We start from the raw sequence: 15,772 nt of genomic DNA on the forward strand, positions 1-15,772 counted from the left end.
GATTGTTCTTCGTATACACTCGGTCCGGACACGTTCACGGAGAGGCAACCAGTGGCTGAAGACCCGCGGGACAAGCTCGGCGCGCAACACCTGCCGCTACGCGATCAGGTCCTCGCCGCCCTGCGGACCGCCATCATCGACGGCGACTACCTCCCGGGGGAACGGCTCACCGAAGACCGGCTGGCCGAGGACTTCGGCGTCTCCCGCAACCCCGTCCGCGAGGCGCTGCGCGTCGCCGAGGCGGAGGGCTTCGTCGTGATCCTCCCCCGCCGGGGAGCCGTCGTCGCCTCGCCGAGCAGCGGGACCATCGCCGACATGTTCGCCGTCCGCGAGCGCCTGGAGTCGCTTGCCGCCCGGCTCGCCGCCGAGCGGGCCACCGCCGCCGACGTGGCGGCCCTGCGCGCCCTGCTCGACCAGGGCCGCGAGGCGACGCAGCGGCAGGACCTGGCCCGGGTCGCCGAACTGAACAGCACGCTGCACCTGCGCATCCTCCAGATCAGCGGAAACCCCTGGCTGTCGTCGATCGCCAAGTCGCTCTACCTCCATGTCCAGTGGGTGTTTCGGCTCGGGGCGGCCGAACGCGCGCCACACTCGTGGGCCGAGCACATCCAACTCGTCGACGCCATCGAGTCAGGTGACGGTGACCGCGCCGAACAGGCCGCGCTCGTCCACCTCGCCGCGGCGTCCGCCGCCGCCTTCGAGAACGCCGAGGGCGGATACGTGGCGGCGCACTAACGGCCGCAGGCGTAACCCTGCATCCCCCGGGGGTTCGCCCCGGCGGCGAGCACACCCGTTCGCGGGTCACGGGTCACGGCACAGAGCCGACCGAGGCTCCAACCGTCGGTGACCCGCACCTCGTGCCCATACGCCCGCAGGGCCGCCAGCACGCCCTCGTCGAGCCGGTCCTCCACCACCAGGACCCCGGGCTCCATGTCCCGGGGATAGAACGACCCCGGCAGGCTGAGCGTGTGCCACGCGGGCGCGTCGATGGCCTCCTGCAGGGGCTGGCCGGCGAGAAGATGCCGCAGCAGGAACGGCAACTGCCACTGGTCCTGCTGGTCCCCGCCGGGTGTGCCGCACGCCAGCACCGGCTCCCCGTCGCGGTGCACAATCGTCGGGCTCAACGTCGTACGCGGTCGGCGGCCCGGCGCCAGCGACGAGGCGAGACCCTCCTCCAGCCAGAACATCTGCAACCTGCTGCCCAGCGGAAAGCCGAGTTCCGGAATCGTGGGCGAACTCTGCAACCACCCGCCGCTGGGAGTCGCGGAGATCATGTTGCCCCAGCGGTCCACCACGTCCACGTGACAGGTGTCGCCACGTGTCACCCCGTCGGACTGCACCGTCGGCTCCCCCGTCGTCGGGTCCGCCGGGACGGCGCGACGCCCGGCACCGGGTCGGACGTGCGCCGGCAGGTGGGGTTGCGCCCCGTCGGGACGCCCCGGCCGCAACTCCGCCGACGCTCGGTCACCGATCAGGGCTGCCCGCTCCCGCGCGTACTCCGGGGAGAGCAGCGCCTTGGCGGGCACGTCGCCGTCGTCGCCGTACCAGGCCTCCCGGTCGGCGAAGGAGAGCTTGAGCGCCTCGACCTGTGCGTGGATGCCGGCCGCGGTCGCCGTGTCGTACGCGCCGGGGTCGTCGAGGGCGTCGAGGACGGCAAGCGACTCCAGCAGCACCGGCCCCTGGCCCCAGAAACCGGTCTTCGCCACCGAGTAGCCGTGCCAGTCGAGGGTGGCGGGAGCCTCCCAGGTCGCCGAGTACGCGGCCAGGTCGTCGCCTGTGACGAGCCCGGCGTGCGGTCGCCCACTGGAGTCCTGGAACGGCTGCCGGCTGAACCTGTCGATGGCCTCGGCGACGAAACCCGTACTCCAGGCTCGGCGGGCGGCCTCGATCTGCGCCTCCCGGTCAGCACCGGCCGCCTGCGCCGCCTCGACAAGCCGGCGCAGGGTGTGCGCGTACGCCGGATTGGCGAACATCTCCCCCGCGGCCGGTGGCCGGCCGCCGCGCAGCCAGAGCGCGGCGGAGGTCGGCCAGTGCTCCTCGAACAACGACCGCACGGCCGCCACTGTGTCACCGACCCGGCCCAGCAGCGGGTGGCCGGCGCCCGCGTAGCCGATCGCCGGCTCCAACACCTCCGCGAGCGTGAACGTGCCGTGCTCGCGCAGCAGCAGGAGCCAGGCGTCCACAGCACCGGGTACGGCCGCCGCGAGCGGCCCGGCACCGGGGATGAGGTCCATCCCGAGGGACCGGAAATGGGCGATGGTGGCACCCTCGGGCGCTGGCCCCTGCCCGCACAGCACCTTCGGCCTCGGGTCCTGCGCGGTCGCCACGATTGCCGGCACCTCACCGCCCGGCCCGTTCAGGTGCGGTTCGACCACGTGCAGGACGAAGCCTGCGGTGACCGCGGCGTCGAAGGCGTTGCCCCCGCGCTCCAGGATGCCCATCGCCGCCTGGCTGGCGAGCCAGTGCGTCGAGGACACCATGCCGAAGGTGCCCTGCAGCGTCGGTCGGGTGGTGAACGTCATGACAACACCTCACTGGGGTCTGCGGTGCGGACGTCGGGGCCGGTGCCGTCCGGCTGGACCAGGTGACACGCGGCCATCCCGTCGCCGATCGCGGTCTGCGCCGGCACCTCGGTCGCGCACCTGTCGAACGCGAGCGGGCACCGGGTGCGGAACCGGCAGCCGGACGGCGGGTCGAGCGCTGACGGCAGGTCGTCGCCGAGCAGCACCGGCTGCCGCTGCCGCTGGCGCACCGGGTCGGCCACCGGGGCGGCGGACAGCAGTGCCTGCGTGTACGGGTGCGCGGGTCGGGCGAAGATCCGCTCGCGGCTGCCCTTCTCGACGAGTTGGCCCAGGTACATGACGGCGATGTCGTCGGCGAGGTATTCGACGGCGGACAGGTCGTGGGTGATGAACAGGCAGGCGAACCCGATGTCGCGTTGCAGGTCGGCGAGGAGGTTGAGCACCGACGCCTGCACGGACACGTCGAGCGCGCTTGTGGGTTCGTCGGCGATGAGCAGCATCGGCTCGGAGATCAGCGCCCGGGCGATGCTGACCCGTTGGCGCTGCCCACCTGACAACTCGTGGGGGTAGCGGCGCGCCACCTCGGCGCGCAGGCCCACCCGCTCCAGTTGTGGGGCGACGCGGGCCTCGCGGTCACGCCGTGAGATCCGCTTGCCGGCCAGCCGCAGCGGCTCGGCCACGATCTCGCCGACGAGCATGCGCGGGTCCAGTGACGCGGCCGGGTCCTGGAAGACGATCGACACAGTGCTCCGGTGTGGGCGCAACTGCCGTCGGGACAGGTGGGTGACGTCCGTGCCGGCGATCCGGACCGCCCCGGCGGTCGGCTCGACAAGCCGCACCACGCATCGACCCACAGTCGACTTGCCGGAACCGCTCTCCCCCACCAGGGCCGTGACCCGGCCGCGCGGGATGGTGAGGGACACCCCGTCGACGGCGCGGACGGGCCCGAAGTGCATCACCAGGTCCTCGATGTCCAGGGCGTTCGGCTGCGGCGTCATCGGTTCGCCTCCTCAGGTGCCGTGGTGCAGGGATGCCAGCAGGCCGCGAGGTGGTCCGTGCCGCCGACCCCCGCCAGGGGTGGGGCGGCATCGCGGCACTGCTTGTCGGCGGCCGGGCAGCGGTCCGCGAAGGTGCACGCGTCGGGCTGGGTCGACAGGACGGGCACCAGCCCGGGGATCTCCGTCAGTCGGTCCGTGCCAGCATGGCGGCCCGGCTTCGGTGACGCCGACAGCAGCCCGGCCGTGTAGCGGTGCCGTGGGTACGCGAACAGGTCGTCGACCGGCGCCCGCTCCACCACCCGTCCCGCGTACATGACGACGACCCGGTCGGCGATGTCGGCGATCACGCCGAGATCGTGGGTGATGATGAGGACGCTTGTGCCGAGCCGGTCGCGCAGGTCCCGCAGCACCTGGAGGATGCCGGCCTGCACCGTGACGTCCAGCGCCGTGGTCGGCTCGTCGGCCACAAGCACCTTCGGACCACAGGCCACCGCCATCGCGATCATCACGCGCTGACGCATACCCCCGGAGAGCTGGTGCGGATACGTGTCGACCCGCTGCGCCGCGGACGGGATCCCGACGAGCGTCAGCAACTCGACGGCACGGGCCCGCGCCGCCCGTCGGGACATCCGCTCGTGGACCTGGAGCACCTCCCCGATCTGCCGCCCGACCGTGAGCACCGGGTTCAACGACGTCATCGGCTCCTGGAAGATGTAGGCGATCTCCTGGCCGCGTACCCGGCGCAGCGCCGACTCGCGGGCGCCGACCAGTTCGGTGCCGTCGAGGCGTACGGAGCCGGTGATCCGGGCACTGCCGGGCAGCAGGCCGGCGATGCTCATCGCGGTGACGCTCTTGCCGCACCCCGACTCGCCCACCATCCCGACGATCTCGCCGGGTGCGAGATCCAGGCTGACACCGTCGACGGCCGAGACGGTGCCGGTCTCGGTCGGGAACGACACCGAGAGGTCGCGAATCGCCAGGACGGGCACGGCGGTGGCCGTAGTCCCTGCGGTGGCCGTCGTCATCGGCGGTCTCCCTTCGGGTCGAGGGCGTCGCGCAGGGCGTCGCCGAAGACGTTGAACGCCAGCGCGAGACCCATGATCACGACACCGGGGAGGACCGCCGCCCACGGCGCACGGGCGGCGAACTGCTGTGCCGTGGCCAGCATCGTGCCCAGACTGGGCGACGGGGGTTGGATGCCGAGCCCGAGGAACGACAGCACCGCCTCGCCGAGGATCGCGGCCGGGATCGCGACAGTGGCCTGCACCAGGATCACCGACGTCGCGTTCGGCAGGATGTGCCGGGCCAGCACCCACAGGTCCCTCGCGCCGTCCACGACGGCCGCCGCGACGAAGTCCAGTGACTTGAGGCGCAGCGTGTCCGAGCGGACGACCCGGATCACCCCCGGGATCTGGGCGATGCCGACGGCCACCGCGGCGTTGCCGAGGCTGGCCCCACGAATGGCCGCCAGCCCCACCGCCATGATCAGGAACGGAAACGCGAGCAGCAGGTCGGTGAAGCGCGAGATCACCGCGTCCCAGGCCCGGAAGTAGCCGGCCGCGAGACCGAGCGGCACCCCGATGACCAGGGAGGTGGCCACCGCCAGGAGCCCCACCTGCAACGACGCCCGCGCACCGAGCATGATCCGGGACAGCACGTCCCGACCGAGGTCGTCGGTGCCGAGCACGTGCCCGGGGGTGCCGGGCGGTGCGAACGTACGGGCGAAGTCGGTCTGGTCGACCGAATAGGGAGCGAGCCACGGTGACAGCAGCGCGATGACGGCCGCGAGCGCGAGCACCACGAAGCTCACGACAGCGAGCGGATTGCGGCGCAGCCGGCGCAGCACGCGGGTACGCCGGGTGACGCTGACGGCGGTCTCCGCCATCGGTACGGTGAGGACGGTCATGCCGGATCTCCCGTCACCCGGATCCGTGGATCTATGACCGAGTAGAGCAGGTCCACGAAGAAATTGATCACGATGTAGGCAGTCGCGGTGAGCAGGACGACGGCCTGGATCACCGGGTAGTCCCGTTGGAACACCGCGTCGATGGTCATCTTGCCGAAGCCCGGCAACCCGAAGATCTGCTCGGTGACGACCGCGCCCGAGATCAGACCGCCGAGTTGCAGACCCACGACTGTCACCACCACGATGAGGCTGTTGCGCAGGGCGTGCCGGGTGATGACGGCACGCGGTCGCAGGCCCTTCGCCTTCGCCGTGCGCACATAGTCGGAGGAGAGCGAGTCCAGCATCGCCGACCGGGTCTGCCGCATGATGATGGCGGCGAGGCCCGTCCCGAGGATCACCGCCGGCAGGACGATGTGGTGCAGGTTGTCCACGGGATCCTCCAGGATCGGCACGAAGCCGGAGGCGGGGAACAGCCCGGTCGCCACGGACAGGTAGAGGATCGCGAGCAGCCCGAGCCAGAAGTGCGGCACCGACAGGCCGATCAGGGCCAGGCCGTTGGCCAGCCACTCCGCCGGGCGCCCACGGCGTACGGCCGCGAGCACCCCGGCGCCGACGCCGAGCGCCGTGGCGATTGCGATCGCCAGGACGGCGAGTTCGACGGTGACCGGCAGGGCTGTCGTCAGCATCGACGAGACCGGCGTACCGGTGCGGATCGACACCCCGAAGTCGCCCTGCGCCATGCGTTCCACGTACTGCGCGAACTGCAACGGCAGCGACTGGTCCAGGCCGTAGTGGCGTCGGATGGCCTCCAGCGCCTCCGGTGACCGGTCCTCCCCCGCCAGCGCAAGGGCCGGATCACCGGGGAGCGCCCGGACGCCGAAGAACACCACGATCGTCGACATCAGCAGGGTCAGCGCCGACTGCCAGGCGCGGGTGAGGAGATACCGGGCCACGGCGACCTACTTGGTGAAGCCGGCGAAGGCCGCGCGGATCACGCCGTCCGGGAACACCTGGAGACCCTGGATCTGCTTGCTGACGGCGGTGAGGTTGCGCTGCCGGTAGAGGTAGATCAGCGCGTCGTCCTGCTGGAGGAGTGTGACCGCCTGCCCGTACAGCTTCTTGCGCTCCTCGATGTCGCCGGCCTGGCGGGCCTGGGTCAGCAGGGTGTCGAGCTGGGGGTTGCTGTAGCCGGAGACGTTCTGGCTGGCGCCGGTGCCGACGAAGTTCGTGATGTTGGCGTCCGGGTCGATCCGCCCGCTCCAGCCGAGCTGCAACAGCTCGAAGTTGCCACGGTCCTGCTCGTCCAGGAGCGACGAGTACTCCACCGGGTTGATCTTCAGGTCGAACCCGCCGTCCTTGACCATCGACTGCAACGCCTGCGCGAGACGCAGCGTGTCGGGCGTGTTCGACGCGAGCATCGTCACCGGGTACGGCATCTGCACACCCGCCTCGGTGAGGAGTTGCTTGGCCTTGGCGGGGTCGTGCGCCGGGCAGTTCTGCGACTCCGGCGACGAGAACGGGCTGGCCGGGGAGATGGGCGAGCAGGCGGCGGTGTGCACGCCGTTGAAGACGGCGTCGACAAGTGCCTTGCGGTCGATCGCGTGCTCGAAGGCCTGCCGCACCTTCGCGTTCTGGGCGAGAGGGCGGTTGATCGGCTTGGGCGCGGTGCCGACACCGTCGACGTTGCCGATGTTGATGGTGAGGCCCTGGTAGCCGAGGGACTGCGACTGGAGGACGGAGATGGAGGATTCCTGCCGCAGGGAGGCGACGTCCTGGGTGGAGATGCTGTCGGCGACCTGGGCGTCACCGGAGCGCAGGTTGGCGGCGCGGATGCTCGCGTCGCTGAGGATGCGCCACGAGATGGCGTCGAGGTGCACCTTGTCAGCCTCGTAGAAGTTCGGGTCCTTCACCACGTCGATCGAGTTCTGCGGCACCCGCTTGGCGAACTTGAAGGGCCCGACGCAGACCGGCGCCGAGGCGAAGTCGTCGCCGAGGCTCTGCAGCGCCTTCGCGCTCATGATCATGCCGGCCCGGTCGGCGAGGGCGCCGAGCAGCGGCGCGAACGGCTGCTTCAGCCGCAGGACGACGGTCTGCGCGTCAGGGGTGTCGACGCCGTCGATGGGGCCGAGTTCGCTCTTGCGCGCCGACCGTTCGTTGGTGAGGTGACGCTGGAGGGTGGCCTTCACCGCGGCCGAGTCGAACGGCGTGCCGTCCGCGAAACGCACGCCCTGACGCAGCGCGATCGTCACCGTCCGGCCGTCGTCGCTCGTCGTGGGCAGGGCTGTCGCGAGCTGCGGTACGACCTGCGCCTGCTCGTTGACGTCGTAGAGCTTCTGGCACATCGCCTGGAAGACGTAGCGGGAGTAGAGGCTCCGCGACAGCGTCGGGTCCAGGGCGTCGGGCTCGGCGGAGAGGGCGATGACCAGCTTGCCGCCCTGCTTGACGGCGGCGGGGTCGGCCGGCGTACCGAAGGAATCCTGGCCGGCCGACTTGTCGTCGCCGGACTTGTCGTCGCTCCCGCTGTTCGACACCGGTGAGCAGGCGGCGACCGCGCAGACAACAGCGGCCGCCGCCACCGCGAGCCGGAGTGAACGGCGGCGCGGCAGGCTCGTTTCGCTGACGGAGAGGTTCGTCATGGAGAGCTCCTCGAGTGGGCGATTCGGGGAGCGTATGTTGTATACGATGACCGCCGCAAGGCCCCCGTGACTGCCTCTCGACGCCCGACCCGGTCGCTGTGGGAAGCGGCTCGCGGCGAGCCGCTTCCCACCGCGCACTCCTAGCTGACGGCCGAGTTGTACGCCTGCGCCGTCACCCTGACCTGGCGGGCGAGGCCGGCCCGCGCGGGCCAGGAGATCCGCACCTGCCGGGTCTCCCCCGGCAGGAGCCAGAAGTAGTTGTCGTCGTAGCGGGCCGGGAGAACCCGCTCGCCGCGCTGATCACGCACAGCGAGCCGCACCAGCGCGGCGACCGTGCGGCCCTGGTTGCGGACCGTCGTGGTGACGGTGTTCCGGCTGCCCACGACACCCACAGTGCTCGACGACGTCGACAGTCGGGTGCTCGGCACGTCGTTGAGCGCCCGCATCTGCTCGGCGTTGTCGTACCGCCAGTAGGTGTTGTCCGCCAGCAGGCGGTCACGGCTGTCCCGCAACTCCAGCCGGACCAGGTGCAGCCCGCCGCCGTCCGGCTTCGCGAGCGGGAAGACCGGCGTCGTCGACGAACGGGCGACGTCCACCCGCTGACGCTGCGGCGTACCCACCGATCTTCCACTGAGGTCGTAGCGGCGGGCGGTGACAGTCACGCCGCCCAGCGCCTCGGCGGTGTGGTTGACCACCCGCACCTGCCAGGTGCCCGGGTCGGCCTGCACGTGCACCGGCTCGCAACCCTTGCGGGCACCGTAGTAGGCGCCGTTCACGTCGAGGTCGTAGTCGTAGGTCTGCCACACGGTGCTGTGCCACGCCGGGTGCGACATCCACAGCAGCAGGCCCGTGGCGTCCTGCCACAGGTTGGCGTTCCACGCCTCGAACATGGCGCGGTGGCTCTCGTAGTTGACGAACTGCGCCCGCGTGGCGAACTCGTCGAGGGAGACGGACTCGCCGAGCCGCGCGTCGATCGCCGCCTGGTAGGTGCCGACGCGCTGGTTACCGATCGTCGACCAGTCGTGGTAGTTCCACACCTCGCCGATCGGCCACTCCGGCGCGTCACCGACCAGGTTGCGCATGCTCTCGACAACCGACACCACAGGCATACCGATCTCGGTGTGGAACCCGAACGTCCCCGTGTCGTACGTGTTCCTGTCGTTGTACGTCCCCGGCTCCACCCAGTGGTACGGGCCGTGGCCGCTCACGATGCCGCCGGCCGAGTTGGGGATGTAGAGGATCTCCGGGTGCTCGGTCGCGGCGGCCTGCTTGAGCCCGGCGTCCACGATCGGCGGCGGGTCGCCCTCGTTGGCGCCGCACCACACCACGATGCTCGGGTGGTGCCGGAAACGCCTGATGGTGTCGGCGGCGATGTCCACATAGCCGGGCGGGTTGGGCAGGAACGCGCCCGCCTGCCAGAAGTCGTTCCACACCAGGATGCCCTGCTCGTCGCAGGCCTGGTACAGCTCCTCACGGTTGCTGCTGCCGAGCCAGTTGCGGATCATCGTGAAGTTCATGTCGCGGTGCATCTCGACCGTGTCGGCCAGCCGGTCGGGCAGCACCCGGCGCAGCAGCTCGTCCCAGCCCCAGTTGCCGCCCCGGGCGAACACCGGCACGCCGTTGACGCTGATCTTGAGCTGGGTGACGGCGTTGCTTACCGCCTTCACGTCCGTCCACCGCTGCCCGTCGTCGGAGACCTGGATGACGAAGGTGCGGGCGTACGCCTGCTCCCAGACGATCGTGACCTGGTCGAAGCTGACCGGCTCGCCCAGGTCGACCTGGATCCACTGGTTGTCCTCGAACTTCGACGACCAACGGGTGCGGGGGTTGCCGTCGAGGGCCCGGTCCGGGCCGTTCGCGTCGCTGTCGAACGACGACGCGCTGGCGGTGGCGTGCAGGGCCAGGTCGACGTCCGGCTCGGCCTGCCGCTGCACGGACAGCGCCCACATGGACACTCCCCACGAGGTCACCCGCGCGCCGGTCTGGATGCGCAGGTGCTGGGCGGTCTGGGTCGCGAACGTCTCCACCTGGGTGGCGCGGCTGCCCAGCGGCGTGTCGTTGCTGACCGACGTCACGTCGGCCCACGTGTCGCCGTCGACGGAGACCTGGACGCGGTAGTCAAGCGCGTACGCCTGCTCCCAGACGATAGTGACCCGGTCGACGTCGACCACCTCGCCGAGGTCGACCTGGATCGACTGGTTGTCCTCGGCCTTCGACGCCCAGCGGGTCGCGGGATCGCCGTCGACGGCGCGGCCGGGCCCGTTGGCGTCGTTCTCCGACGACGACGCGGTCGCGTTGCGGCGCAGGGCGAGATCCGGGCCGGTGCCGTCGGCGACCGACAGCGACCACATCGAGATGCCCCACCCGGTGGCGCGCTGGCCGGCCTGGATGCGGACGTGCCGGGCGGGCTGCCGGGCGAACGTGACGGTCTGGGTCGCGGCGCCGTCGACGAACTCCAGCGGCGGCTGACCGGGCGGCGAGATCACGATCGGCTGGTGCCAGTCGTAGGCGAACTCGCGGATGCCGAACCGGAGCTGGCGCCGGTCGCTGACCGCGTGCTTCACGGTGGCGGCGAGTGTGAGGTCGTACAGGTGGGGCTCGCCGTAGCCGTTGGGCCACCACAGCCGGGGGTTGCGCAGGCGCAGCGCATGGAAGTGCTCCGGCGTGAACGTGACAGTCGTGTCGCCGCCGGCGGGAACTGTGACAGTGGACTCGACGCGTACCTTGTCGAACTCGGCGCGGACGGTGACCGTGGTGGCGGTGGCCGCCGCGTTGCGCACCGGGACCCTGATGGTGACCTCGGCGGTGTGGGTGTCGGGCAGGTCGGGCAACGTGGTCTGCACGTGGGGGTCACCGACGACCACGGCCCCGGTGCTGCGCAGGCGGACGTGGTCCCAGAGGCCTGTGACCCGGTCGCGGACGGCTGGCATCCAGTCCCAGCCGGACACCGCGAGGTAGGTCGGCGCGTCGAGGTAGTGGTGGGCCGACTGGAGGAAGGTACGACCGTCGGTGCCCTTGTCGCCCGGCGTGCCCGGGTGCGGCATCGGGGTGACCCGCACGGCGAGGACGTGCTCGCCCCGGTGACCGGCCAGGGCGTCGGTGATGTCGAAGGCCGCCCGCGCGAAGGGGTGCTTGACGCTGCCGACGTCCACGCCGTTGACCCAGGCGGTGGCCTCGTGGTTGATGCCGTCGAATTCGAGCCAGATTCGGCGACCGGCCGAGGTGTCCAGGCCACGCGGCAGGCGCAGCGCCCGCCGGTACCACCAGGTGTGCCGGGACAGCGCCTCGGGGACGCGCAGGTTGTTGAAGCCGGCCACGGGGTCGGGCAGGTGGCCCTGGTCGACAAGCGTTCCCAGCACGGTGCCGGGGACGGTGGCCGGCAGCCAGGACCGGACGTCGACGCCCGCGCGGGAGAGTTCGGCGCCGTCGGCGGTGCCCGCGAAGTCGTCCATCGTCAGCGACCAGCCCGACTCCAGCGGCACCGTGCCGTCGGCGGCCACCGTCAGCTCGGGCGCGGGGCCGGTGTTGCCGCCCTCCCAGCTGGTCCAGCCCTCGGCCTTCGGCCGGGCCGACAGAGGAACGCCGTACACCTGGAATCCGTTCAGGCCCACCGGGTTGCTGTTCGAGCGTTTCGTGACAGTCATGCGGATCCAGCGCGCGGTGACCGGCTGCGACAGCTTGATGGCCTGCACGCCGCCCCGGCCCTCGCCGGTCTCGTACACCGACCGCCAGTCGCGGCCGTCGGCGGAGACCTCGATCCGGTACGCGGTCGCCGCGCTGGAGAGGATCTCGTCGCCGTCGGTGTCGGTGTAGTTGCCGTCGAACGGACCATCGGTGAGTGTGGCCTCGAAGACCAGGTTCACGGCCTCGATGTGACAGAAAGCCTGCAGATCCACCGAAATCCACTGTGGGTCGTCGTTGGCGGCCCGCCAGCCACTCCCCCGCACCCCGACCTGCGGCAGACCGTCCACGGCGAACGTGGCCGGCGTCGGCGCGTAGTCGGTCGAGGAGACCGACACCGGGCGGTACCGGGCAAGGTCGGTGGGCACCGGGGTGGCGGGCGGTGGCGGCGCCGGAGTGGCGGCCGCGACGGCGTCCGGGAGGGCCGCGGCCACCCCGACCGACGCCAGCAGAGTGGCTCCGGCGGAGAGGAAGGTACGCCGCGACAGGGACGACGGGTCGGACATCTTGCCTCCAGAGATGACAACGCTGTCAGGCGGTAGCCGATGGTCGGTGACAACGTTGTCAGATCGTGGACCGGCGTTTCGTCAGAGTCAAGGGGCCAAGTCGATCGTGATTCCACGAATACGGCGCGCAGCGATCGCGGCGAGCGGACCGGGCGGCGCGGCGAGGGCTCAGCCGGCGGCTCGCGACGGCGGCCGGCGTGAGCCGTCGCGCACCAACGTGACAAGCACGAGCAACGCGAGCAACGCCACGACCGCGCTGAAGATTTCGGCGGCGGTCCGCAGGCCGATCGCCTGGGCGAGCAGGCCAACCGCGACCGCCGGCACGCCCAGCATGGTGAACTGGATGGCGAAGAACGTCGACACCGTCGCACTCTGGTGCTCGTGCGGGGCCTTCACCGTGATGGTGGCGATGCCGTCGCCCACCGCGACCCCGGAGGCCACCCCGATGACCGCCGCGCCGAGGAACAGCGGGAGCAGCAGCACCATCGACATGCTGAGCCCGATGAGGGCGGCCCCCACGATCAGGCCGGCGCAGGCGGCGACCAGTGCGGCGCGGGAGGGCAGCACCCGGGTCAGGAGTTGCCCGAGCGCGGCGCCGGTGAACGCCACGAACACGACGAGCGCGGCCAGGGTGTGCGAGGTCTTGTGTAGCTCCATGCCGAGGAACAATCCGCTCACCGCCGTGATCACGCCCAGCGCCGCGAAGCCGGTGCCCGCGGTGAGCGCGGAACGGACGAATTCGCCTCGGATCTCCGGCGGTACGTGCAGCCGTTGCGGCCGCAGGTTCAGCGGCGACCGGTGCGGCACCGTCTCGGGCACTCCGATCATCAGGACGATCGCGACGATCGCCAGGATGAGCACGATGGCCCAGGGCACCCGCAGCGGATCGGGGGCGACGTCCGAGACGATCCCCGCCAACAGGGTGCCGGCGGACAGACCACCCAGGTTCGCGAAGATCGCCACGGTGGCGGCCCGCCTCGGATGGCTCGGGCTGATCAGCTCGCTCAACGCCGCCGTTCCCGCTCCGATCACCAGCGCGGCGGACAGACCGGCGAGCACCCGACCGATCACGATCATCGCGAGGTCCACGGCGCCCAGGAAGACCGCGTCGGCGACGACCGAGAGGACGAGCGCGGCGAGGATGACCGGGCGCCGGCCGATCTGGTCGGCGAGCCGCCCGAAGAGCAGCAGGCCGACGACCACGCCGAGCGCGTACAACGCGTACACCACAGTCACCGTCAACGACGAGAAGCCGAACTCCATCTCGTAGATCGGGTAGAGCGGCGTCGGCACCGTGGTCCCCACCAGGGTGATCCAGAACGCGAACGCGACGCGTACCGCCGCGGAGGTGGACGTGTGCCGGTTGGTCGCGCGGTCGGTGCGGCTGGCGTCGGGCATGGTCAGTCCCTTCGGGGCTCGGCCATCACGGCGGGACCGCCGCCCACATCCCCTGACCGTGGCGGCCGACCCCGCGTACAGCATGGGTGTAGACCTTGGCGGGAGTGCGGTGAAGGCCTTTAAACGCCCACATCAGGTGGCTTGTGTGCAGGCGGTGGGTCAGGTGGCCGGGTCTTCCTCGGAGTCTTCGGGTTCCCGGTGGTATTCGGGGCGGAGCTTCGCGCTGGCGAACGCCGCCTGAACCGCCGCCGAGAGCGCCACCATGTCGTACGCGCCGTGATGGCGCCGTCCGTTGACGAAGAAGGTAGGTGTCCCGGTGACGCCACTGAGATCGGCGGAGTCGACGTCGTCGGCGACTCGGTCGACGCCCCTTCGCCTGGCCATGTGCTCACGGAACCGGTCGAGGTCCAGGCCGAGCTGGTTGGCGTAGCCGAGCAGGTCGGGAGCGTCGAGTGCGTCCTGGTGCGTGAGAAGCAGGTCGTGCATCTCCCAGAAGGCGCCCTGCTCGCCCGCTGCCTCGGCCGCCTCGGCGGCGAGTTGGGCACGCGGATGGACATCGGTCAGCGGCAGGTGTCGCCAGACGTACCGGACGTTGGCGAAGGCCTCCAGCAGGTCCCGCACCGCCGGCTCGGCCTGCCCGCAGTAGGGGCACTCGTAGTCCCCGTACTCCACGACCGTCACCGGCGCCTTGTCCGATCCGCGCACGTGGTCACGTTCCGGATCGACCGGAACCATCAGGTCGACTATCCCTTCGGTGACGCCCAGCAGCGCCCGCGCACGCCGCGCCGGCGGGAGCCGGGCGGCGAAGCGGAACACCAGCCAGGTGATGGCGGACGCACCGATGGTCGCGACGAGGATGCCGAGCTTCGCCTCGTCCAGAGCCGGGCCGCTCAGGGCGTGGGTGGCGATCAGCAGGGCGACGGTGAAGCCGATGCCCGAGATGGTGCCCACGCCGGTGACCGCGACCCAGCCGACCGGTGGCCGCAACCGGTCGCCGCTCAGCCGCATCACCAGCCACGAGGTGGCCACGATCCCCAGCGGCTTGCCGACGATGTAGGCCGCCACGACGCCGATCGTGACCGGCGAGGTCACGGCAGCGGCCAGAAGCTCGCCGTCGATCACGATGCCGACGTTCGCCAGGGCGAAGAGCGGCACCACCAGGTAGCTCGCCAACGGATGGTAGAGGCTCTGCAACCGCTCGTTCGGCGACAACGTCGAGGTGAGGCTGGCCTGGGCCATCCGGGCGAGTTGCGGGGTGGGCTGTTCGCGGAAGAGGCGGAACTGGTCGCTCGCCTGCTGCAAATCGGTGCGGCCGGGGGCGTAGGCGTAGGTCAGCAGGCCCATCACCAAGCCCACCACCACCGGGTCGACACCGGACTCCGACACCGCGATCCAGGCCGCCACCCCCAGCAGCGCGAAGACCGGCCCGAACCGCACGCCCGCCGCCCGGACGAGCAGGACCACGCCGAAGATCGCCGCCGCCACGAGCAGCGCCGTCAGCGACGGATGGTGGGGGTACGCGATCGCCAGCACCGCGATCGCCACCAGGTCGTCGATGACGGAGACCGTCAGCAGGAAGCCCCGCAGCCGATCCGAGAAGCGCGGCCCGAAGACTGCCAGCGCGCCGAGCGCCAGCGCCGTGTCCGTGGCCATCACCACACCCCAGCCCGCGGCGCTTGTGTGACCCGCGGTGAACGCGAGATAGATACCGACCGGCAGCAGCATGCCGCCGATGCCGGCCAGCATCGGCAACGCCAGCCGGCGACGCTCCCGCAGCTCGCCGATGTCGAACTCCCGGCGCAGCTCCAGGCCGACCACCAGGAAGAAGAACGTCATGAGGCCGCTGTTGACCCAGAATCGCAGGTCGTGTGCCACGAGCCAGTCGCCGAACTGGACGGAGAAGGACGTGCTCCACAGCGACTCGTACGACGACGTGTGCACGTTGGCCCACACCAAGGCCACCAACGCGGCGACCACCACCACCCGCGCGCCGCCGGTCTCGGTATGCAGGAAGGCGCGCAGCGGGCCGTTGAACCGACTCTCCCAGGTGGTCCGGGCGGACCATCCCTGGCGCCGGTTGCTGCTCGTCACGGGGACAATCCTCTCCGAGATAGTGGCCATTGGG

General features: G+C 70.9%; 10 protein-coding genes. 1 reads left to right on the plus strand and 9 read right to left on the minus strand.

What is annotated here, in order from left to right; all coding sequences use genetic code 11:
- Window positions 1-51 precede the first annotated feature (51 nt).
- A complete protein-coding gene (locus ACFY2Q_RS21665) occupies window positions 52-735 on the plus strand; it encodes a GntR family transcriptional regulator (protein ID WP_387132961.1) in 684 nt (227 codons plus the stop codon).
- On the opposite strand, the gene ACFY2Q_RS21670 is transcribed toward ACFY2Q_RS21665, so the two are convergent.
- The 9 genes from ACFY2Q_RS21670 to nhaA all read right to left on the minus strand — a co-directional run bounded on the left by ACFY2Q_RS21670 (window position 732) and on the right by nhaA (window position 15,738).
- Window positions 732-2,522, minus strand: coding sequence for a gamma-glutamyltransferase family protein (locus tag ACFY2Q_RS21670; protein ID WP_387132964.1), 1,791 nt, complete (start codon window positions 2,520-2,522; stop codon window positions 732-734). The genes ACFY2Q_RS21665 and ACFY2Q_RS21670 overlap by 4 nt on opposite strands.
- Window positions 2,519-3,520: an ABC transporter ATP-binding protein gene (locus ACFY2Q_RS21675; RefSeq protein WP_387132967.1), complete on the minus strand. Its 1,002-nt coding sequence runs from the start codon at window positions 3,518-3,520 to the stop codon at window positions 2,519-2,521. The genes ACFY2Q_RS21670 and ACFY2Q_RS21675 overlap by 4 nt, the downstream gene beginning before the upstream one ends.
- Complete coding sequence (locus ACFY2Q_RS21680) at window positions 3,517-4,545, minus strand: ABC transporter ATP-binding protein (protein WP_387132970.1); 1,029 nt, start codon at window positions 4,543-4,545, stop codon at window positions 3,517-3,519. Before ACFY2Q_RS21680 ends, ACFY2Q_RS21675 begins: the two co-directional genes overlap by 4 nt.
- Entirely contained in the window at window positions 4,542-5,426 is an 885-nt protein-coding gene (locus tag ACFY2Q_RS21685; protein ID WP_387132973.1) for an ABC transporter permease, read from the minus strand. The genes ACFY2Q_RS21680 and ACFY2Q_RS21685 overlap by 4 nt, the downstream gene beginning before the upstream one ends.
- The gene (locus ACFY2Q_RS21690; protein WP_387132975.1) at window positions 5,423-6,379 is read right to left on the minus strand and encodes an ABC transporter permease; all 957 of its coding nucleotides are present in this window, start codon (window positions 6,377-6,379) and stop codon (window positions 5,423-5,425) included. The genes ACFY2Q_RS21685 and ACFY2Q_RS21690 overlap by 4 nt, the downstream gene beginning before the upstream one ends.
- 6 nt (window positions 6,380-6,385) lie before the next feature.
- The gene (locus ACFY2Q_RS21695) at window positions 6,386-8,062 is read right to left on the minus strand and encodes an ABC transporter substrate-binding protein (protein ID WP_387132978.1); all 1,677 of its coding nucleotides are present in this window, start codon (window positions 8,060-8,062) and stop codon (window positions 6,386-6,388) included.
- A 140-nt stretch (window positions 8,063-8,202) separates the two neighbouring features.
- On the minus strand, window positions 8,203-12,249 hold the full coding sequence (locus ACFY2Q_RS21700) for a discoidin domain-containing protein (protein WP_387132981.1): 4,047 nt from the start codon (window positions 12,247-12,249) through the stop codon (window positions 8,203-8,205).
- A 168-nt stretch (window positions 12,250-12,417) separates the two neighbouring features.
- Window positions 12,418-13,647 carry an MFS transporter gene (locus ACFY2Q_RS21705; protein ID WP_387132983.1) on the minus strand — a complete coding sequence of 410 codons (1,230 nt, stop codon included), beginning with the start codon at window positions 13,645-13,647 and terminating at the stop codon, window positions 12,418-12,420.
- Between the two features lie 159 nt (window positions 13,648-13,806).
- Window positions 13,807-15,738: a Na+/H+ antiporter NhaA gene (gene nhaA, locus ACFY2Q_RS21710; RefSeq protein WP_387132985.1), complete on the minus strand. Its 1,932-nt coding sequence runs from the start codon at window positions 15,736-15,738 to the stop codon at window positions 13,807-13,809.
- Window positions 15,739-15,772 lie beyond the last annotated feature (34 nt).

The sequence above is a fragment of the Micromonospora sp. NPDC000316 genome (assembly GCF_042898885.1).
Classification (GTDB): domain Bacteria; phylum Actinomycetota; class Actinomycetes; order Mycobacteriales; family Micromonosporaceae; genus Micromonospora.

Bases quoted from the DNA above. Each gene is read 5' to 3' on its own strand.
- ACFY2Q_RS21670 (WP_387132964.1), bottom strand. From the start codon at position 2,522: ATGACGTTCACCACCCGACCGACGCTGCAGGGCACCTTCGGCATGGTG.
- ACFY2Q_RS21675 (WP_387132967.1), bottom strand. From the start codon at position 3,520: ATGACGCCGCAGCCGAACGCCCTGGACATCGAGGACCTGGTGATGCAC.
- ACFY2Q_RS21680 (WP_387132970.1), bottom strand. From the start codon at position 4,545: ATGACGACGGCCACCGCAGGGACTACGGCCACCGCCGTGCCCGTCCTG.
- ACFY2Q_RS21685 (WP_387132973.1), bottom strand. From the start codon at position 5,426: ATGACCGTCCTCACCGTACCGATGGCGGAGACCGCCGTCAGCGTCACC.
- ACFY2Q_RS21695 (WP_387132978.1), bottom strand. From the start codon at position 8,062: ATGACGAACCTCTCCGTCAGCGAAACGAGCCTGCCGCGCCGCCGTTCA.
- ACFY2Q_RS21700 (WP_387132981.1), bottom strand. From the start codon at position 12,249: ATGTCCGACCCGTCGTCCCTGTCGCGGCGTACCTTCCTCTCCGCCGGA.
- ACFY2Q_RS21705 (WP_387132983.1), bottom strand. From the start codon at position 13,647: ATGCCCGACGCCAGCCGCACCGACCGCGCGACCAACCGGCACACGTCC.